A 17,805-nucleotide genomic window follows, 5' to 3' on the forward strand; every position below is an offset into this window, starting at 1 on the left:
GCCGTCTCGCCGGTGCGTACGTTTCCGGCCGCCCCAGGGCTCATTCCCAGCGTGCGGGGTCCGACCCCCAGGGCACCGGGGGCCGTGCCCAGCCGGCCGGGCCGCCCGTGAAGGACACCGGTGGCAGGGCGTGCCGCAGCCGCCCGAGCCGGCTGCCGGTCTCCACCAGCCAGGCGTCCGGGCCCTCGTACCCGGCACCGCCGCCGGCACGGGCGGGAGGCATCCCGTCCGTCAGCCAGTGCGCGGTACGGGCGAGCGCCAGCCGGACCAGCCGGCCGCCGCCGTCGTACGACCGCTCGGTCAGCGCCCGCAGCACGGCCGCCGCCAGCAGGTACCCGGTGCCGTGGTCCAGGGCCTGCGCGGGCAGCGCGCCGGGCCGCTCGGCCGATCCCTCGGTCACCGCGATGCCGGTCACGGCCTGCACCAGGCTGTCGAAGCCGCGCCGCCCGCCCCAGGGCCCGTACGCGCCCCACGCCGACACCTGCGCCACCACCAGCCCGGGGTGCCGCTCCGCCAGCGCCTCGGGGGAGAGTCCGAACCGGTCCAGGGTCCCGGGCCGGTAGCCGGTCACGACGACGTCCGCGGCGGCCAGCAGCTCCTCCAGGGTGTCCCGGCCGGTGGTGAGGTCGAGGGTGGCCGAGCGCTTGCCGAAGCCCGTGTCGGCGTGCTGGTCGGGGAGTTCGGGCGAGCGCGGGGGGTCCAGACGCAGTACGTCCGCGCCGAGCAGCGCGAGCGTGCGGGTGGCGACCGGGCCGGCCAGCACCCGGGTCAGATCCAGGACGCGCAGCCCGGCGGCGGGCAGCAGCCGGGCCGCGGCCGGGTCCAGGGGGGACGGCACGCGCGCGGGGGACGTGTCCAGCCGCTCGCGTTCGACCAGCGGCCGGGCGGCCACCTCGGCGGCCTGTCCGTGCTCCGCCCACTCCCGCGGGGTGCGCAGGGCCACGGCGAGACCGCCGGCGCGGTGGACCGTGTCCTCCACCTCCGGGGCGGACCGTTCGGCGATCCGCGCCGCCGCCTCCGCCACCGGTACGTCCTCGGGCAGGTCCAGGGCGCGCAGCAACCGGGCGCGGTGGTGCGGGTAGTTGGCGTGGGTGCGTACCCAGCCGTCGGCGGTCCGCCAGAACCGGGACAGCGGCGCGAAGGCGACCGGGGCCCGGCCGTCCACCCGCAGCAGCCGCTCGCTGTGGAAAGCGGCGGCGACCGCGCCGTCGTCCACCTCGGCGCCCGGCACCCGGCCGAGTCCGGCCCGCCGCGCCCCCAGCTCGGCGGCGGCCAGCGCGCACGCGCCGACGCACGCGCGCGCCAGCCGGCTCACCGGCAGCCGTGCCGGCAGCGTTCCGGCACGCTCGACGACCGACACACGGGGCACCAGGGCGGGGTCACCGCCCAGCGCGGTCCAGGCGAACTCGATTTCCGTCATGACTGCACTATGCAGTATTGATTCAATCAACCTTGAGGTCTTGAGGTCTTGAGGTCTTGAGGCCTTGAGGCCTTGAGGTCTTGAGGCCTGGACCGCGGGCCGGGCGGGTGCCGCCGGAATCCCTCCGGCGGCACCCGAGCTCGGGGACGGGTCAGTTCACCGCGCGCAGCGCGTTGACGACCCCGGATCCGTAGAACCCGTTGACGCGATTGTTGCCGACACAGGTCGCGTCCACGACCCCGTCGCCGTCCCCGTCGTACGGGCCGGCCGGGCAACCCGGGTTGTCCGCCTGTGCCTTGAGCAGCGCCTGGAGCTGGGCCGGGGTGGCATGCCGGTGCGTGGACTTCAGCAGCGCGGCCACGGCGGCCACGTGCGGGGACGCCATCGAGGTGCCCTGGAGGAAGCCGTACTGGTTGTTCGGCAGCGTGGACAGGATGCGGCCGTTCTTCGACGGCGTGTCCGGGATCTGGTACTTGTCACCGCCCGGCCCGGCCACGTCGACCACGCCCCGGCCGTAGCTGGAGTAGTACGACTTGGCGCCCTTGACGCCCACCGCGCTGACGGTGACCACGCCGGGCAGCTGGGTCGGGATGTCGAAGCACTTGTGCGGGTCGACCGTCCGGGTGGTGGCGGTCGAGTCGTCCGGGCTGGAGTCGTCCACGATCGCGTCGGAGTCGAGGTCGTCGTTGGAGTTGCCCGCCGAGGCCACGTTGAGCGTGCCCTTGCGCTGCGCGTACAGCTGGGCCCGGTTGACCGCGTCGACGATGGCCCGCTGGTCGGGGTCGTCCATGCAGTTGTACAGCCACGGGTCCACGTAGTAGCTGTTGTTGGTGACCTCGATGCCGTGGTCCGCGGCGAAGACGAAGGCGCAGACCACGCTCTCCGGGTAGAACAGCGAGGTCGAGTCCGGCTGGGACACCGTGATGCTCGCGACCTTCACCCCGGGCGCCACGCCCGCCACGCCTATGCCGTTGCGGGCCGCGGCTATCTCGCCCGCGACGTGCGTGCCGTGGTAGTGGTCGGCGTCCGCCGGCCGCCAGGCGCCGTACGTCGTGTCCGCCTTGCCGCTCACGCAGTTCGCCGACTGCGAGGCGGAGAAGTTCGGGGCGATGTCCGGGTGGGTGTCGTCGACGCCGGTGTCGATCACACCGACGGTCACGTTCCCGCTGCCCGGGTTGATCGTCGCGGCCTTGTCGGCGCCGATCGACCGCAGGTCCCACTGGTCGGCCTCGAGGGGCTCCTCGCCCGCCGCCGCGCCCTGGGCGACCTTCGCGGCCTCCGCCTTCGACAGGACCTGGACAGCGCCCTCGTCCGTCGTCCCCGCCGCGCTCAGCGGGGCGGTACGCGTGGCGCCCGCGGACTGCACGCCGCGCACCGCCCGCATCCGCTCGCCGAAGTCCGCCTTCGCGGAGTGCGCGACGATCACCCCGATCCGGGCGTAACTCGCCACGACGGTGCCGCCGTTGCGCGAGATCGCCCGCTCCACCGACTCGATCGTGCGGTGGTCCGTCCTGGTGTTGACCACGTACGCCAGGGCCGGGCCGTCCGCCGCCCGTGCCGTAGTGGCCACCTCGGTCGCCGCCGAGGCCGCCGCCGGCAGGAAGCCGAGCGAGGCGGTCAGTGAGAGCACGACCGGCACGGCGAGTGCCAGTCGGCGTCTGGAGCGCAGATGAACCATGGGATCTCCACATCATCCGGATACGGAACGGCCCGAGACACAGGTGGTGCTCGGGCGCGTACATGACGGGTGGTGCAGGCCGAAGCTATCTCCCCGATCTGATCTCCGAAAGAGGCAGGCCGACTTGAACCGGTCCGCGCGCGGCGCCGTGACCGTGGACGGAGGGCCCGTCACGACCGTGGGCCCCCACCGGAAACACGTTCCGGAGTCGTCCGACGACTGCCGGTAACGTGACGTCCTGTCCGTGTGAGGTCGACGCAGCGCATGTCCGACGCGAGGAGAGCCCGTGGCCACCGAGACACCGCCACCCGCGAAACCGCAAGCCCACCTTCCCTCCACCGAGGAGTTCGTCGAGGTCCAGCAGAGCGCGGAATTCGCTGAGTTGCGCCGCGCCAACCGCTCCTTCGCGTTCCCCCTGACCCTCGCCTTCATCACCTGGTACCTGCTGTACGTGCTGCTGTCCTGCTACGCGGGCGGCTTCATGGGCACCAAGGTGGCCGGCAACATCAACGTGGCCCTCGTCCTGGGCGTCGCGCAGTTCCTCACCACGTTCCTCATCGCCTGGTGGTACGCGCGGCACGCCGCCGCCAAGCTCGACCCGCGGGCCGAGGCCATCAAGTCCCGGATGGAGGGCGGAGCATGAGCCCCGCACAGCACACCCTGCTCGCCGCCGGCGAGGCCAGTGAGCACCGGACGCTGATCATCACCCTGTTCGCGGTGTTCGTCGCCGCGACCCTCGTGATCACCGTCTGGGCCGGCCGGCAGACCAGGGACGCCGCCGACTTCTACGCCGGCGGGCGGCAGTTCACCGGCTTCCAGAACGGCCTGGCCGTCTCCGGCGACTACATGTCCGCCGCGTCCTTCCTCGGCATCGCCGGCGCCATCGCCCTCTTCGGCTACGACGGCTTCCTGTACTCCATCGGCTTCCTGGTCGCCTGGCTGGTCGCCCTCCTCCTGGTCGCCGAGCCGCTGCGCAACTCCGGCCGCTACACGATGGGCGACGTCCTCGCCTACCGGATGCGCCAGCGGCCCGTCCGTACCGCGGCCGGCGTCTCCACCATCGTCGTGTCGATCTTCTACCTGCTCGCCCAGATGGCCGGCGCCGGCGTACTCGTGTCGCTGCTGCTCGGCATCACCAGCGACGGCGGCAAGATCGGCATCGTCGCCCTGGTCGGCGTCCTGATGATCGTGTACGTCACCATCGGCGGCATGAAGGGCACCACCTGGGTCCAGATGGTCAAGGCGGTGCTGCTGATCATCGGCGCCCTGCTGCTGACCTTCCTCGTCCTGCTGAAGTTCCACTTCAACATCTCCGACCTGCTCGGCAAGGCCGCCGACAACAGCGCCAAGGGTTCGGCGTTCCTGGAGCCCGGCCTGAAGTACGGCGGCACCGGCACCACCAAGCTGGACTTCATCTCCCTCGGCATCGCCCTGGTCCTGGGCACCGCGGGCCTGCCGCACATCCTGATCCGTTTCTACACGGTGCCGACCGCCAAGGCCGCCCGTAAGTCCGTCATCTGGGCGATCGGCCTGATCGGCGCCTTCTACCTGATGACCCTCGCCCTCGGCTTCGGCGCGGCCGCGCTGATCAAACCGGACGAGATCATCGCCTCCAACAAGGCGGGCAACACCGCCGCCCCGCTCCTCGCCCTGCACCTGGGCGGTGTGGACTCCAACTGGGGCGCGATCCTGCTCGCCACCATCTCGGCCGTCGCCTTCGCCACCATCCTCGCGGTGGTCGCCGGTCTCACCCTGGCCTCGTCGTCCTCCTTCGCCCACGACATCTACGCCAACGTCATCAAGAGGGGGCAGGCCACCGAGAAGCAGGAACTGGGCGCGGCCCGCTGGGCCACCGTCGGCATCGGCGCCGTCTCCATCCTGCTCGGCGCCATGGCCCGCGACCTGAACGTGGCCGGCCTGGTCGCCCTCGCCTTCGCGGTCGCCGCCTCCGCCAACCTGCCGACCATCCTCTACAGCCTGTTCTGGAAGCGGTTCACCACCTCGGGCGCCCTGTGGTCGATCTACGGCGGCCTGGTCACCGCGGTCGGCCTCGTGTTGTTCTCGCCGGTGGTGTCCGGCAAACCGACCTCGATGTTCCCGGACGCCGACTTCCACTGGTTCCCGCTGGAGAACCCGGGCATCATCTCGATCCCGGTCGGCTTCCTGCTGGGCGCCGTGGGCACCCTGCTCTCCAAGGAGGTCCCGGACGCCGGGAAGTACGCGGAGCTGGAGGTGCGGTCCCTGACCGGCACGGGAGCGCACTGACCTTCGTGACGACGGCCGCGTCGTACCGGATCGTACGGTCCTACGACGCGGCCTCGCCGTGCCTCGTGGGATCCGGCCACCACCGTTGTCGGTGCTCTCACGTAGGCTCGCAAGTGACGGAGAACATTGATGCGGTACCGAGGGAGGGGGCCCACGTGCTCATCGACACCTACGGCCGAGTCGCCACCGACCTTCGGGTCTCACTGACCGACCGGTGCAATCTGCGCTGCACCTACTGCATGCCCGAGGAGGGCCTGCAGTGGCTGGCCAAGCCCGACCTGCTCACGGACGACGAGATCGTCCGCCTCATCGACATCGCGGTCCGCCTGCTCGGCATCGAGGAGGTCCGCTTCACCGGCGGCGAGCCGCTGCTGCGCCCCGGCCTGACCGGCATCGTCGAGCGCGTCGCGGCCCTGGAGCCCCGGCCCCAGATGTCCCTCACCACCAACGGCATCGGTCTCAGGCGCACCGCGTCCGCCCTGAAGGCGGCGGGCCTGGACCGGGTCAACGTCTCCCTGGACACCCTCCGCCCGGACGTCTTCAAGACCCTCACCCGGCGCGACCGCCACCGGGACGTCCTGGAGGGCCTGCAGGCCGCCCGCGAGGCGGGCCTCGACCCGGTCAAGGTCAACTCGGTCCTGATGCCGGGGCTGAACGCCGACGAGGCCCCGGACCTGCTGGCCTGGGCGGTGGAGCACGACTACGAGTTGCGCTTCATCGAGCAGATGCCCCTCGACGCCCAGCACGGCTGGAAACGCGAGGGCATGGTCACCGCAGGGGACATCCTGGCCTCCCTGCGCACTCGCTTCGACCTCACCCCCGAGGGCGCCGACGAGCGCGGCTCGGCACCGGCGGAGCGCTGGCTGGTCGACGGCGGCCCGCACCGCGTGGGGGTGATCGCCTCGGTCACCCGCCCGTTCTGCGCGGCCTGCGACCGCACCCGCCTCACGGCCGACGGCCAGATACGGACCTGCCTGTTCGCCACCGAGGAGACCGACCTGCGAGCGGCCCTGCGCTCCGGCGCCCCCGACGAGGAGATCGCCCGCCGCTGGCGCCTGGCGATGTGGGGCAAGAAGGCCGGAGCGGGCCTCGACGACCCCTCGTTCGTACAGCCGGACCGCCCGATGTCGGCGATCGGCGGCTAGGGGTGACAGTAGGGACGACAGACCCTAGGAGCCCTCGGGTGCCTTCCAGTCCTGGAACCGCACCACGTCCTTGAGGAACCCGCGGACTCCGAGGAACTGCGAGAGATGCTCGCGGTGCTCCTCGCAGGCGAGCCACGTCTTGCGCCGCTCCGGCGTGTGGATCTTCGGGTTGTTCCAGGCAAGTACCCACACGGCGGCGGCACGGCAGTCCTTGGCGGAGCAGATGGGGGTCTCGTCACTCACAGGTTCGTCAGGTTCCGTCTCACAGAGCCCCCGTAAACAAGGCGACGCCGAGCAGCCACGGGGGGAGCTGCCCGGCGTCGGTCCGTCGCTCCGACGGGGGATGCGGAGCGCGTACGCAGTATGTCATGGGTCACCCTGCGTCCGGCACTGAACCGCACGATTGAATTGAGCTTTTCTTGAGCTTGGCGGCGAGCCCGGCCCACCGCCCCACATCCCCCGTGGTCAGGCCCGTTCCGGTCGCTCACCGGGCTCCCGCGCCCCCGGCTCGGCCGACGCGTCCTCCGGTACGGACTGCGCCCGCGCGCGCTCGTCCTCCGCGCGCGGCGGCGTGATCATCGGCCGCGTCGGGGCCGTGACGAAGGTCGAGGGAAGGGTGGGCGGCCGCTCCCGGCCGGCGTTCGCGATCACCACCGCGATGTAGGGGAGCACCGCGCCGATCACCAGCGCCACGATGGCGACGTACCGTTCGACGTTCCACAGGGTCGCCGCGAGGATCACCGAGGCGGTCCGGATCGTCATCGAGATGACGTACCGCCGCTGCCGGCCCCGTACGTCCTCGGCCAGACCGGTCCGGGCGCCGGTGATCCGGAACACCTGGACGTTGCCGCCGTGCTGCTTCCGCGTCACATTCCACCATCCGCCCGCATCGGACTCCCATGGCCCGCAACCTTCGCCCGCGCACAGGCACGAGCCGTGCGGAACATCTCCACGTTACGCCGCGCCACCACCGCCCACGAGACCGGGTCGCCGCCCGCCCGCGCGGACGCCGTCGGCCGGGCCACGTACAGGCGTACCCGACATGCGCCGAACGGCCCACACACGGAGACTTGCCGTAGTGCTCACGCCGATCGGTACGAGGAGGCAGCCATGGGCTGGTTGTGGGCGATCATCGTGGGGTTCGTGCTGGGCCTCATCGCCAAGGCGGTCATCCCGGGCAAGCAGCACAGCCCCCTGTGGCTGACCACCATCGGCGGCATCCTCGGCGCGATAGCGGGCAACGCGATCGCGAGCGCCCTCGGCGTCGCGGAGACCAAGGGCATCGACTGGAGCCGGCACGCCTTCCAGCTCATCGCCGCGATCATCATCGTCGCCCTGATCGACGCCCTCTACATGGCGACGCTCGGCAAGCGGAAACAGCAGCAGCGCGTCTGACAGCGGACACACCGAAGGGCGGCCCCCCGGCATCGGGAGCCGCCCTTCGGCATGTCTCACGCGGGCTTGACCTCGACCGCGGCCAGGTTCTTCTTGCCCCGGCGCAGCACCAGCCAGCGCCCGTGCAGCAGGTCCTCCCGGGCGGGAACCGCGTCCTCCGCGGTGACCTTCGCGTTGTTCACGTAGGCGCCGCCCTCCTTGACCGTCCGGCGGGCGGCCGACTTGCTGGCGACCAGCCCGACCTCGGCGAACAGATCGACCACCGGACCCAGCTCGGTGACCTGGATGTGCGGCACCTCGGACAGCGCCGCCGCCAGCGTCCTGTCGTCCAGCTCCGCCAGCTCGCCCTGGCCGAAGAGGGCCTTGGACGCGGCGATCACGGCGGCCGTCTGACCGGCGCCGTGCACCAGCGTCGTCAGCTCCTCGGCGAGCGCGCGCTGCGCGGCACGGGCCTGCGGGCGCTCCTCGGTCTGCCGCTCCAGCTCCTCCAGCTCGTCCCGGGACCTGAAGGACAGGATCCGCATGTACCGCGAGATGTCACGGTCGTCCACGTTCAGCCAGAACTGGTAGAACGCGTACGGCGTCGTCATCTCCGGGTCGAGCCAGACGGCGCCGCCCTCGGTCTTGCCGAACTTGGTGCCGTCCGCCTTGGTCATCAGCGGGGTGGCCAGGGCGTGCACGTCCGCCTCCGGCTCCAGCCGGTGGATCAGGTCGAGGCCGGCCGTGAGGTTGCCCCACTGGTCGCTGCCGCCCTGCTGGAGCCTGCAGCCGTACCGCCGGTACAGCTGCAGGAAGTCCATGCCCTGCAGGATCTGGTAGCTGAACTCGGTGTAGCTGATGCCCTGGTCGGACTCCAGGCGGCGGGCCACGGAGTCCTTCGTCAGCATCTTGTTGACCCGGAAGTGCTTGCCGATGTCCCGCAGGAACTCGATCGCGGAGAGGCCCTGCGTCCAGTCGAGGTTGTTCACCATGACCGCCGCGTTCTCGCCCTCGAAGGACAGGAACGGCTCGATCTGGCCGCGCAGCCGGCCCACCCAGCCGGCCACCGTCTCCGGGTCGTTCAGCGTGCGCTCGGCGGTCGGGCGCGGGTCCCCGATCAGGCCCGTCGCACCGCCGACCAGCGCCAGCGGCCGGTGCCCGGCCTGCTGGAGCCGGCGCACGGTGAGCACCTGAACCAGATGCCCCACGTGCAGCGACGGCGCCGTCGGGTCGAAGCCGCAATAGAACGTGACGGGACCGTCCGCGAGCGCCTTGCGCAAGGCGTCCTCGTCGGTGGACAGGGCGAACAGCCCACGCCACTTCAGCTCGTCGACGATGTCCGTCACGGTTCTCGTGTCTCCTTGAAGATCTTCGGGCAGTCGGGTGACAGCCGACTACGAGGTTATACGCCCTGACTGACAGAGCTCATATTGAAATCGGGGATCCGCAGCGCGGGCATCGCGGCCCGGGTGAACCAGTCGCTCCACTCGCGGGGCAGCGTCTTCTCGGTGCGCCCGGCCTCCGTGGCCCTGCCCAGCAGGTCCACCGGCGACTCGTTGAACCGGAAGTTGTTCACCTCTCCGGTGACCTCGCCGTTCTCCACGAGGTAGACGCCGTCCCGGGTCAGACCGGTGAGCAGCAGCGTCGCCGGGTCCACCTCGCGGATGTACCACAGGCAGGTCAGCAGCAGCCCGCGCTCGGTGTCCGCGACCATCTCCTCCAGGGAACGGTCCTGCCCGCCGTCGAGGATCAGGTTGCCGAGCGCCGGGGCGACCGGCAGCCCGGTCAGGCCCGCGCTGTGCCGGGTCGTGGTCAGGTTCCGCAGGACGCCCCCGCCGACCCAGTCGGTGGCGCGCACCGGCAGCCCGTTGTCGAACACCGACTGGTCACCGCCGGAGGAGTGGGCGACCACGAACGGCGCGCACTCCAGGCCCGGCTCGTGCGGGTCGCTGCGCAGCGTCAGCGGCAGCCCGCTCAGCTTCTCGCCGACCCGGGTGCCGCCGCCCGGCTTGGAGAACACCGTCCGGCCCTCCGCCGCGTCCCGGCCCGAGGCCGACCAGAGCTGGTAGATCAGCAGGTCCGCGACCGCGGTCGGCGGCAGCAGCGTCTCGTAGCGGCCCGCGGGCAGCTCCACGCGCCGCTCGGCCCAGCCGAGGCGTACGGCCAGCTCGGCGTCGAGTGCGCCCGGGTCGACGTCCTTGAAGTCACGTGTCGACCGGCCCGCCCACGCCGAGCGGGTACGGTCCGGCGACTTGGCGTTCATCTCCAGCGTGCCGGCGGGCTGGTCGTGCCGCAGCCGCAGCCCGGTGGAGGTGCCCAGGTAGGTCGACACCAGCTCGTGGTTGGCGAAGCCGTACAGCTCCCGGCCGCCCGCACGCGCGCGTGCGAAGGACTCGCCGAGCGCCGGGGCGAAGTCCGCGAACACCGCGGACGAGGTCTCGGCGGGCGCGTCGGTGAAGTCGGGGGACGCGGGCACATCGCCGACGAGCGGCTGCGCGTCCTCGGCGGGCCCGGCACCGCGCGCGGCGGCCTCGGCGGCCCGCACCAGCGGCTCCAGCTCCGCGGTCGTCACCGCCGACCGGGACACGACACCTGCCGCGGTGCCCTCCTTGCCGTCCACGGTCGCGATCACCGTGAGCGTACGGCCCCGCGTCACACCGTTCGTGGTGAGCGCGTTCCCCGCCCAGCGCAGGTTCGCGGACGACTGCTCGTCGGCGATGACCACGCAGCCGTCGGCCCGGGACAGCGCGAGCGCCTGCTCGACGACCTCGTGCGGCTTGTTGGTACGGGCGCTCATCGACCGGCCTCCTGGGTGGTGTTCAGAATGTTGACGCCCCGGAACAGGGCGGAGGGGCACCCGTGGGACACGGCGGCCACCTGGCCCGGCTGGGCCTTGCCGCAGTTGAAGGCACCGCCCAGGACATAGGTCTGCGGGCCGCCCACGGCGGCCATCGACCCCCAGAAGTCGGTGGTCGTCGCCTGGTAGGCGACGTCCTTCAGCTGCCCGGTGATCCGGCCGTTCTCGATCCGGAAGAAGCGCTGCCCGGTGAACTGGAAGTTGTAGCGCTGCATGTCGATCGACCAGGACCGGTCACCGACCACGTAGATGCCCCGGTCGACGCCCCCGATCAGGTCCTCGGTGGACATCCCCGCGGGATCCGGCCGCAGCGACACGTTGGCCATGCGCTGCACCGGCACGTGCCCCGGCGAGTCGGCGAACGCGCACCCGTTGGACCGCTCGGACCCGGTCAGCCGCGCGATCCGCCGGTCGAGCTGGTAGCCCACCAGCGTGCCGTCCTTCACCAGGTCCCAGGACTGCGCCTCGACGCCCTCGTCGTCGTACCCGACGGTCGCGAGGCCGTGCTCGGCGGTGCGGTCTCCGGTGACGTTCATCAGCTCGGAGCCGTACCTGAGCTTGCCGAGCTGGTCGAAGGTGGCGAAGGAGGTGCCGGCGTAGGCGGCCTCGTAGCCGAGGGCGCGGTCCAGCTCGGTGGCGTGCCCGATGGACTCGTGGATGGTCAGCCACAGGTTGGACGGGTCGACGACCAGGTCGTACACGCCTGCCTCCACGCTGGGCGCCCGCATCTTCTCCGCCAGCAGCTCCGGCATCCGCTCCAGCTCGGTGTCCCAGTCCCAGCCGGTGCCCGTCAGGTACTCCCAGCCCCGGCCCACCGGCGGCGCGATGGTCCGCATGGAGTCGAACTCACCGCTCGACTCGTCCACCGACACCGCCGTCAGCTGCGGATGCAGCCGCACCCGCTGCTGGGTCGTCACGGTGCCGGCCGTGTCAGCGTAGAACTTGTTCTCGTGCACGGTGAGCAGCGAGGCGTCCACGTGGTTCACGCCGTTCGCCGCCAGCAGCCGCGCGCTCCACTGCGCCAGCAGCCCGGCCTTCTCCTCGTCGGGTACCGAGAACGGGTCGATCTCGTACGACGAGACCCACGTCCGGTCCGCGTGCACCGGCTCGTCCGCCAGCTCCACCCGCTCGTCGGACCCGGCCGCCCTGATCACCTGCGCGGAGAGCTTCGCCATCGCCACCGCCTGGGAGGCGACCTTCGCGGCCGCGTCCAGGGTCAGGTCCACTCCGGACGCGAAGCCCCACGTACCGCCGTGCACGACCCGGACCGCGTAGCCGAGGTCGGTGGTGTCCGACGATCCCGCGGGCCTGGCGTCCCGCAGCCGCCAGGACGCGCTGCGCACCCGCTCGAACCGGAAGTCCGCATGCTCGGCCCCCAGCGCACGCGCGCGTGCCAGCGCGGCGTCGGCCAGGGCCCTCAGCGGCAGCGCCGTGAAGGCTTCGTCGATGGAATGAGGCACGGAGGTCTCCCTGCTGTCGTGGCCTGTCGGTCCGATCATGTCGTGACAGCGGCCCGGCGGACCACAGGTTTCGCCGTGCGCACCGGTGCTTTCTGTAGGGACCCGACAGTGACGCACTTCAGCCACTGTCGGTGCCCGCTTGCCCACGGAAGGGGCGGTACCGATAGGTTTTCGATGAAGCCGCCTGTCATCGAGGTGTTCGGGCGGGTGCCGTACCGCATCAGACCGCTATCGAAAGGGTGATCCGTTGAGCCGCTCGGTTCTCGTCACCGGAGGCAACCGGGGCATCGGCCTCGCCATCGCCCGCGCATTCGCCGACGCCGGCGACCAGGTCGCGATCACGTACCGCTCGGGTGAGCCGCCCGCCGGCTTCCTCGCCGTCAAGTGCGACATCACCGACCCCGAGCAGGTGGAGCAGGCCTACAAGGAGATCGAGGAGCAGCACGGTCCGGTCGAGGTCCTGATCGCCAACGCCGGCGTCACCAAGGACCAGCTCCTGATGCGCATGTCCGAGGAGGACTTCACCTCGGTCATCGACACCAACCTCACCGGCACCTTCCGCGTCGTCAAGCGCGCCAACCGCGGCATGCTGCGGGCCCGCAAGGGCCGTGTCGTCCTGATCTCCTCGGTGGTCGGCCTGCTCGGCTCGGCGGGGCAGGCGAACTACGCCGCCTCCAAGGCCGCCCTGGTCGGCTTCGCGCGCTCCCTCGCCCGTGAGCTGGGCTCGCGCAACCTCACCTTCAACGTCGTCGCGCCCGGCTTCGTCGACACCGACATGACCAAGGTGCTCACCGACGAGCAGCGCAAGGACATCGTGTCCCAGGTGCCGCTCGGCCGGTACGCGCAGCCGGAGGAGATCGCCGCGACGGTGCGGTTCCTCGCCTCGGACGACGCCTCGTACATCACTGGAGCCGTCATTCCCGTTGACGGCGGACTGGGAATGGGTCACTGATCACCATGAGCGGAATTCTCGAGGGCAAGCGCATCCTGGTCACGGGTGTGCTGATGGAGTCCTCCATCGCCTTCCACGTCGCCAAGCTCGCCCAGGAGCAGGGCGCCGAGATCATCCTGACCGCGTTCCCGCGGCCCACGCTGACCGAGCGCATCGCCAAGAAGCTGCCGAAGCCGGCCAAGGTCATCGAGCTGGACGTGACCAACGAGGAGCACCTCGGACGGCTGGCCGACGTGGTCGGCGAGGAGCTGGGCGGCCTGGACGGCATCGTCCACTCCATCGGCTTCGCCCCGCAGGACGCCCTCGGCGGCAACTTCCTGAACACGCCGTTCGAGTCGGTCTCCACCGCCATGCACGTCTCGGCGTTCTCCCTGAAGTCGCTGACCACGGCCTGCCTGCCGCTGATGCAGAACGGCGGCTCGGTCGTCGGCCTCACCTTCGACGCGCAGTACGCCTGGCCGCAGTACGACTGGATGGGCCCGGCCAAGGCCGCGCTCGAGGCGACCAGCCGCTACATGGCGCGCGACCTGGGCAAGCAGAACATCCGCTGCAACCTGATCTCGGCCGGCCCCATCGGCTCCATGGCCGCCAAGTCCATCCCGGGCTTCGGTGACCTGGCCGCCGTGTGGGACACCCGCTCCCCGCTGGAGTGGGACCTCAAGGACCCGGAGCCGGCCGGCAAGGGCGTCGTCGCCCTGCTGAGCGACTGGTTCCCGAAGACCACCGGCGAGATCATCCACGTGGACGGCGGCCTGCACGCCATCGGCGCCTGAGCCGCGCACGGCACACGGTGACCCGCGTACGGCGCGGGTGAGCCCCGTAAGCCACCGACGCCCCGTTCCCCGCAGCGCGCGGGGAGCGGGGCGTCACTCGTTCGGCGTACCCGGCCGGGCGGGGCGGCGAGCCGGCGGCGCACCCTGGAGGCAGCGTTCACCTCGCGCATCCCTCCGCAGCCCGGCCGAGGAGGTCCCCTTGTGCGCCTGTCCCGCAGCCTGGCCCCGGTGACCGTGGCCGCCGCCCTCGTGTTCTGCCTGCCGTACGCCGCGATGTGCCACGCGCGCGTGAGCGACGGCAAGCCGCCCGCGCCGAAGCTGTTCGGCGCCGCGTGCCGTACGGCCGTCACCGGCTCGCACGTGGTCGCCCACTGCCACAACCCCTACGTCGACACCGACCGCGTGCGCCTGCACATCGAGTGCGCCCGCTGGTGGGACATCGACACCGACAGCGCGCCCGTGAACACCGACGCCGCCATGACGGTACGGCTGACCGGCCGCTGCTGGAAGGAGGTCCGCTCGGTGTGGATCAGCCACCAGAAGGCGCGCTGAACCTGTCCGGACGGCACAGGAACGGATAGCTCGCGGCCTCCTCGGCCGCCGCCTGCGCGTCACCCGCGCGGATCGCGTCCACCAGGCGGGCGTGGTCCATGTGCGTCTCCGGCGTGAGGCCCGCGCCGACGTCGGCGCGCAGCCAGTCGCGTAGCACCTCGCCCAGGTCGGCGTACATCGCCGTCATGACGTCGTTGTGGGAGGCCGCCACCACGGCCAGGTGGAAGGTCGCGTCGGCGGTCACGAAGGCCTCGGCCTCGCCCGCCTCCCAGGCCTCCTCGCGCCGCACCAGCAGCGCGTCGAGCTGCTTGAGGTCCTTCTCGGTGCGCCGCTCGGCGGCCAGCCGCGCCGCCGCCGACTCCAGCGTCGAGCGCAGCTCCGCGATGTGCCGCGGATCGGCCCCCGCGAAGCGGCGGTGCATCACGCCGGCCAGCTCGCTCGTCGCCGCGACATAGGTGCCCGAGCCCTGCCGGATGTCCAGCAGACCGTTGTGCGCGAGCGCCCGCACGGCCTCGCGGACGGTGTTACGGGCGACGCCGAGCTGCTCCACCAGTTCCGGTTCGGTCGGGATGCGCGATCCCACCGGCCACTCGCCGGAGGCGATCTGCGCGCGCAGCTCGGCGATGACCTGCTCGGAGAGCGCCGAACGGCGCGGGTGGCTCAGAGGCATGGCACACCTTCGCACGGGATTCCCGGCCGGGGCCGCCGGGGGAGTGGACAACCAATCATCCCATGATTCTATGATGTGTGGCATGGCCAGTGAGGAAACGCGGATCGCGGACACCCGTACGGAGATGCCTTCGACCGAACGCGGCGTGAGCACAGCGCCGGGCATCCGTCCGACGGCACCCGCGCACGCGTGGGCGACCCGGCTGGTCGTCGTCGGCATCGTGCTGACCGCGCTCAACCTCCGCCCCGCCATCACCAGCCTCGGCGCGCTGCTGGAGGAGGTCCGCGACGGCCTCGGCATGAGCGGCAGCGTGGCCGGACTGCTCACCTCCGTGCCCCCGCTCTGCTTCGCCGTCTTCGGCGTCACCGCGCCCCGCCTGGCCCGCCGCTTCGGACCGGCCGCCGTGGTGTGCGCCGGCATGGCCGCCATCACCGCGGGCCTGCTGATACGCCCGTACGCCGGCGGCACGGCCGGCTTCCTCGCGGCCAGCGCGCTCGCCCTGATGGGCATCGCCGTCAGCAACGTGCTGATGCCGGTCATCGTCAAGCGCTGGTTCCCCGACCGCGTCGGCTCCATGACCGGCCTGTACTCGATGGCCCTCGCCCTCGGCACCTCCACCGCCGCGGCGGTGACCGTGCCGCTGACCGGTGCGCTGGGCGGCGGCTGGCAGTCCGGGCTCGCCGTGTGGGCGGGGCTCGCGGCCGCCGCCGTACTGCCCTGGCTGCCGCTGGTGCGCAGCCGGGGCGCGGCCCCCGCGCCGGAGCCGGTGCGCACCGCGCCGGACGGGCGGGCGGCCCCGCTGCGCATCACCCGCAGCCGCACCGCCTGGGCGCTCGCGGTCTTCTTCGGGCTCCAGGCCACCGCCGCCTACATCACGATGGGCTGGATGGCGCAGATCTTCCGGGACGCCGGTGTCCCGGCCGGCACGGCGGGACTCCTCCTCGCCGTCACCATGGTGATGGGCGTCCCCCTGGCCTTCGTGATCCCGCGGCTCGCCACCCGGCTGCCCCACCAGGGGCCGATCGTGCTGGCCCTGGGCGTGTGCGGCCTCGTCGGATACGCCGGCCTGTACCTGGCGCCGGCCGGCGGCGCCTGGGCCTGGGCCGTGCTGCTCGGCATCGCCAACTGCGCTTTCCCGCTCGCGCTGACGATGGTCGGCATGCGCGCCAGGACCGGTGCCGGCGTCGCCCAGCTCTCCGCGTTCGCGCAGAGCACCGGCTACCTGATCTCCATCCCCGGCCCGCTGCTGGTCGGCGTGCTCTACCAGCACAGCGGCGGCTGGGGCCTGCCGATCGCCCTGATGGCGGGCCTGATGCTGCCCCAGATGGCGGTGGGCGTCCTCGCGGGCCGCGACCGCACGGTGGAGGACGAGGCGGGCCGGGCCTGAGCGCGCCCCCCGCCACCGCCCGCCGACGGGATCCGCCGGCACCGGCCGCCGGCGGGACCGGCCGGCACCCCGGCCGGTCCGTTCCGGACGAAGGGTGCGAGACTGGGCGCATGGAGCCCGTGCTCGACCCGAACCCCAAGAACGGCCAGAAGAAGCTGCTGCTCGTCTTCGGCTCGTTCCTCGCCATCTTCGTGATCATCGGCATCATCGCGACGATCGCCTCGCCCTGACCCGGCCCGCGCCTGCCCTGAGGGTGGGGCTGTCCCCACCATCCCCTAGGGGGACAGGGTCAGGGTCAAGTGGGTGGGTCACCGGATGGGCCGGCGGCCCCGCACTCCGTAGCTTCGAGACATGACCGCGGCAGGCGGCCAGAACCACTCGAGGATTCCACGGAGGCGACCATGCCGGTCCGTACGCACACCCGGCCCCACCCGGCGACCACGGGCGGCGTCGACATCCGGCTGCCCTGGTGGGCTCTCGCCCTGCCCGCTCTCGCCTTCGCCGTACTGCTGGCGCTGATACTGAACCCGTCCGACGCCCACGCGGCGGGCGCCGACCCGGCGATCACGCAGCTCCTCGAACGCGCGCAGCGGCTCCTCGCCCGCTGACGGAGCCTTCATCCGCGGTGATTCCCCATGTCAACTCCCTGCGCCGGGTGGCCTGTTTCATGCGAAGCTGGGACCCATGAGCGTCGCAGAACCCCGCAGGATCATCATCTTCCGGCATGCGAAAGCCGACTGGCCCCAGGTGCCCGACCATGAGCGCCCCCTCGCCGAGCGGGGCCGCACGGACGCAGCGGTAGCCGGACGCAAGCTGGCCGACACCGGTTACACCTTCGACCTTGCCCTGTGCTCCACCGCCGTCCGGACCCGCGAGACCTGGAAGCTCGCCGTCCATGAACTCGCGCACCGGCCGAAAACCGTCTACGAGGAGCGGGTCTACGAGGCCTCTCCCGGCGAGCTGATCGCCGCGCTCAACGAGGTCCCGGACGACGCGCAGAACGTGATCCTCATCGGCCACAACCCGGGCGTGCACGGGCTGGCCGAGGTCCTGGCCGGCGAGTCCGGGGGCGACGCCCGCAAGCGGATGGAACGCCGCGGCTTCCCGGCCGCCGCCTTCGTGGTGCTGACTTTCGACGGCGGCTGGAAGAGCCTGGAACCGGGCACGGCCACGATGGTGGACTACTGGGCGCCCTCCGAGTGACACCGCACTCAGCGGAAGGGCCCGGCACCGCGACGGTGCCGGGCCCTCCTCACGTCCGGAGCCGTCCGG

At 71.8% G+C, this 17,805-nt stretch carries 19 protein-coding genes; 11 read left to right on the forward strand and 8 right to left on the reverse strand.

What is annotated here, in order from left to right; genetic code table 11:
• Positions 1–40: 40 nt before the first annotated feature.
• Both ABZ478_RS32395 and ABZ478_RS32400 read right to left on the reverse strand, forming a co-directional pair.
• The gene (locus tag ABZ478_RS32395) at positions 41–1,420 is read right to left on the reverse strand and encodes a CoA transferase (protein ID WP_359555031.1); all 1,380 of its coding nucleotides are present in this window, start codon (positions 1,418–1,420) and stop codon (positions 41–43) included.
• A gap of 151 nt (positions 1,421–1,571) precedes the next feature.
• A complete protein-coding gene (locus ABZ478_RS32400) occupies positions 1,572–3,098 on the reverse strand; it encodes a S8 family serine peptidase (RefSeq protein ID WP_359555033.1) in 1,527 nt (508 codons plus the stop codon).
• Positions 3,099–3,384: 286 nt separating this feature from the next.
• Between ABZ478_RS32400 and ABZ478_RS32405 the strand changes: the two genes are divergently transcribed.
• From ABZ478_RS32405 to moaA, 3 genes are all read left to right on the forward strand, one after another.
• Positions 3,385–3,741: a DUF485 domain-containing protein gene (locus ABZ478_RS32405; RefSeq protein WP_359555035.1), complete on the forward strand. Its 357-nt coding sequence runs from the start codon at positions 3,385–3,387 to the stop codon at positions 3,739–3,741.
• Positions 3,738–5,363, forward strand: coding sequence for a cation acetate symporter (locus ABZ478_RS32410; RefSeq protein ID WP_359555037.1), 1,626 nt, complete (start codon positions 3,738–3,740; stop codon positions 5,361–5,363). The genes ABZ478_RS32405 and ABZ478_RS32410 overlap by 4 nt, the downstream gene beginning before the upstream one ends.
• Before the next feature lie 155 nt (positions 5,364–5,518).
• On the forward strand, positions 5,519–6,508 hold the full coding sequence (moaA, locus tag ABZ478_RS32415) for a GTP 3',8-cyclase MoaA (RefSeq protein ID WP_359555039.1): 990 nt from the start codon (positions 5,519–5,521) through the stop codon (positions 6,506–6,508).
• A gap of 24 nt (positions 6,509–6,532) precedes the next feature.
• On the opposite strand, the gene ABZ478_RS32420 is transcribed toward moaA, so the two are convergent.
• A complete protein-coding gene (locus tag ABZ478_RS32420) occupies positions 6,533–6,751 on the reverse strand; it encodes a hypothetical protein (RefSeq protein ID WP_359555042.1) in 219 nt (72 codons plus the stop codon).
• A 222-nt stretch (positions 6,752–6,973) separates the two neighbouring features.
• A complete protein-coding gene (locus ABZ478_RS32425) occupies positions 6,974–7,378 on the reverse strand; it encodes a DUF3099 domain-containing protein (protein WP_359555045.1) in 405 nt (134 codons plus the stop codon).
• A 240-nt stretch (positions 7,379–7,618) separates the two neighbouring features.
• Here ABZ478_RS32425 and ABZ478_RS32430 point away from each other — a divergent pair, with 240 nt between their 5' ends.
• Positions 7,619–7,903 carry a GlsB/YeaQ/YmgE family stress response membrane protein gene (locus ABZ478_RS32430; RefSeq protein WP_359555048.1) on the forward strand — a complete coding sequence of 95 codons (285 nt, stop codon included), beginning with the start codon at positions 7,619–7,621 and terminating at the stop codon, positions 7,901–7,903.
• A gap of 56 nt (positions 7,904–7,959) precedes the next feature.
• Here the strand turns inward: ABZ478_RS32430 and tyrS are convergent, their stop codons facing one another.
• Genes tyrS through ABZ478_RS32445 form a run of 3 tightly spaced genes read right to left on the reverse strand, consistent with a single transcriptional unit; the run spans position 7,960 to position 12,199 of the window.
• Positions 7,960–9,228 (reverse strand): tyrosine--tRNA ligase, encoded by a 1,269-nt coding sequence (gene tyrS, locus ABZ478_RS32435; protein WP_359555050.1) that lies wholly within the window; start codon positions 9,226–9,228, stop codon positions 7,960–7,962.
• A 56-nt stretch (positions 9,229–9,284) separates the two neighbouring features.
• Positions 9,285–10,679, reverse strand: coding sequence for a TldD/PmbA family protein (locus ABZ478_RS32440; RefSeq protein WP_359555052.1), 1,395 nt, complete (start codon positions 10,677–10,679; stop codon positions 9,285–9,287).
• Positions 10,676–12,199: a TldD/PmbA family protein gene (locus ABZ478_RS32445; protein ID WP_359555054.1), complete on the reverse strand. Its 1,524-nt coding sequence runs from the start codon at positions 12,197–12,199 to the stop codon at positions 10,676–10,678. The genes ABZ478_RS32440 and ABZ478_RS32445 overlap by 4 nt, the downstream gene beginning before the upstream one ends.
• Before the next feature lie 247 nt (positions 12,200–12,446).
• Between ABZ478_RS32445 and fabG the strand changes: the two genes are divergently transcribed.
• The 3 genes from fabG to ABZ478_RS32460 all read left to right on the forward strand — a co-directional run bounded on the left by fabG (position 12,447) and on the right by ABZ478_RS32460 (position 14,476).
• On the forward strand, positions 12,447–13,151 hold the full coding sequence (fabG, locus tag ABZ478_RS32450) for a 3-oxoacyl-[acyl-carrier-protein] reductase (protein ID WP_359555056.1): 705 nt from the start codon (positions 12,447–12,449) through the stop codon (positions 13,149–13,151).
• 5 nt (positions 13,152–13,156) lie between these two features.
• Positions 13,157–13,924 (forward strand): enoyl-ACP reductase FabI, encoded by a 768-nt coding sequence (gene fabI, locus ABZ478_RS32455; protein WP_359555058.1) that lies wholly within the window; start codon positions 13,157–13,159, stop codon positions 13,922–13,924.
• A 201-nt stretch (positions 13,925–14,125) separates the two neighbouring features.
• Positions 14,126–14,476, forward strand: coding sequence for a hypothetical protein (locus ABZ478_RS32460; RefSeq protein WP_359555061.1), 351 nt, complete (start codon positions 14,126–14,128; stop codon positions 14,474–14,476).
• Here ABZ478_RS32460 and ABZ478_RS32465 read toward each other — a convergent pair.
• Entirely contained in the window at positions 14,454–15,146 is a 693-nt protein-coding gene (locus ABZ478_RS32465) for an FCD domain-containing protein (protein WP_359555062.1), read from the reverse strand. The two genes, ABZ478_RS32460 and ABZ478_RS32465, sit on opposite strands and share 23 nt — an antisense overlap.
• 70 nt (positions 15,147–15,216) lie before the next feature.
• Here ABZ478_RS32465 and ABZ478_RS32470 point away from each other — a divergent pair, with 70 nt between their 5' ends.
• The 4 genes from ABZ478_RS32470 to ABZ478_RS32485 all read left to right on the forward strand — a co-directional run bounded on the left by ABZ478_RS32470 (position 15,217) and on the right by ABZ478_RS32485 (position 17,736).
• Positions 15,217–16,533 (forward strand): CynX/NimT family MFS transporter, encoded by a 1,317-nt coding sequence (locus ABZ478_RS32470; protein ID WP_359555064.1) that lies wholly within the window; start codon positions 15,217–15,219, stop codon positions 16,531–16,533.
• A gap of 110 nt (positions 16,534–16,643) precedes the next feature.
• Positions 16,644–16,763 (forward strand): SGM_5486 family transporter-associated protein, encoded by a 120-nt coding sequence (locus tag ABZ478_RS32475; RefSeq protein ID WP_351673159.1) that lies wholly within the window; start codon positions 16,644–16,646, stop codon positions 16,761–16,763.
• A gap of 171 nt (positions 16,764–16,934) precedes the next feature.
• Entirely contained in the window at positions 16,935–17,141 is a 207-nt protein-coding gene (locus ABZ478_RS32480) for a hypothetical protein (protein ID WP_359555066.1), read from the forward strand.
• 76 nt (positions 17,142–17,217) lie between these two features.
• Positions 17,218–17,736: a histidine phosphatase family protein gene (locus ABZ478_RS32485; RefSeq protein WP_359555068.1), complete on the forward strand. Its 519-nt coding sequence runs from the start codon at positions 17,218–17,220 to the stop codon at positions 17,734–17,736.
• Positions 17,737–17,805: the final 69 nt, after the last annotated feature.

This window comes from Streptomyces sp. NPDC005706 (assembly GCF_040631045.1).
Lineage (GTDB): Bacteria > Actinomycetota > Actinomycetes > Streptomycetales > Streptomycetaceae > Streptomyces.

Bases quoted from the DNA above. Each gene is read 5' to 3' on its own strand.
- ABZ478_RS32395 (WP_359555031.1), bottom strand. From the start codon at position 1,420: ATGACGGAAATCGAGTTCGCCTGGACCGCGCTGGGCGGTGACCCCGCC.
- ABZ478_RS32400 (WP_359555033.1), bottom strand. From the start codon at position 3,098: ATGGTTCATCTGCGCTCCAGACGCCGACTGGCACTCGCCGTGCCGGTC.
- ABZ478_RS32410 (WP_359555037.1), top strand. From the start codon at position 3,738: ATGAGCCCCGCACAGCACACCCTGCTCGCCGCCGGCGAGGCCAGTGAG.
- ABZ478_RS32430 (WP_359555048.1), top strand. From the start codon at position 7,619: ATGGGCTGGTTGTGGGCGATCATCGTGGGGTTCGTGCTGGGCCTCATC.
- ABZ478_RS32440 (WP_359555052.1), bottom strand. From the start codon at position 10,679: ATGAGCGCCCGTACCAACAAGCCGCACGAGGTCGTCGAGCAGGCGCTC.
- fabI (WP_359555058.1), top strand. From the start codon at position 13,157: ATGAGCGGAATTCTCGAGGGCAAGCGCATCCTGGTCACGGGTGTGCTG.
- ABZ478_RS32465 (WP_359555062.1), bottom strand. From the start codon at position 15,146: ATGCCTCTGAGCCACCCGCGCCGTTCGGCGCTCTCCGAGCAGGTCATC.
- ABZ478_RS32470 (WP_359555064.1), top strand. From the start codon at position 15,217: ATGATGTGTGGCATGGCCAGTGAGGAAACGCGGATCGCGGACACCCGT.
- ABZ478_RS32475 (WP_351673159.1), top strand. From the start codon at position 16,644: ATGGAGCCCGTGCTCGACCCGAACCCCAAGAACGGCCAGAAGAAGCTG.
- ABZ478_RS32480 (WP_359555066.1), top strand. From the start codon at position 16,935: ATGCCGGTCCGTACGCACACCCGGCCCCACCCGGCGACCACGGGCGGC.
- ABZ478_RS32485 (WP_359555068.1), top strand. From the start codon at position 17,218: ATGAGCGTCGCAGAACCCCGCAGGATCATCATCTTCCGGCATGCGAAA.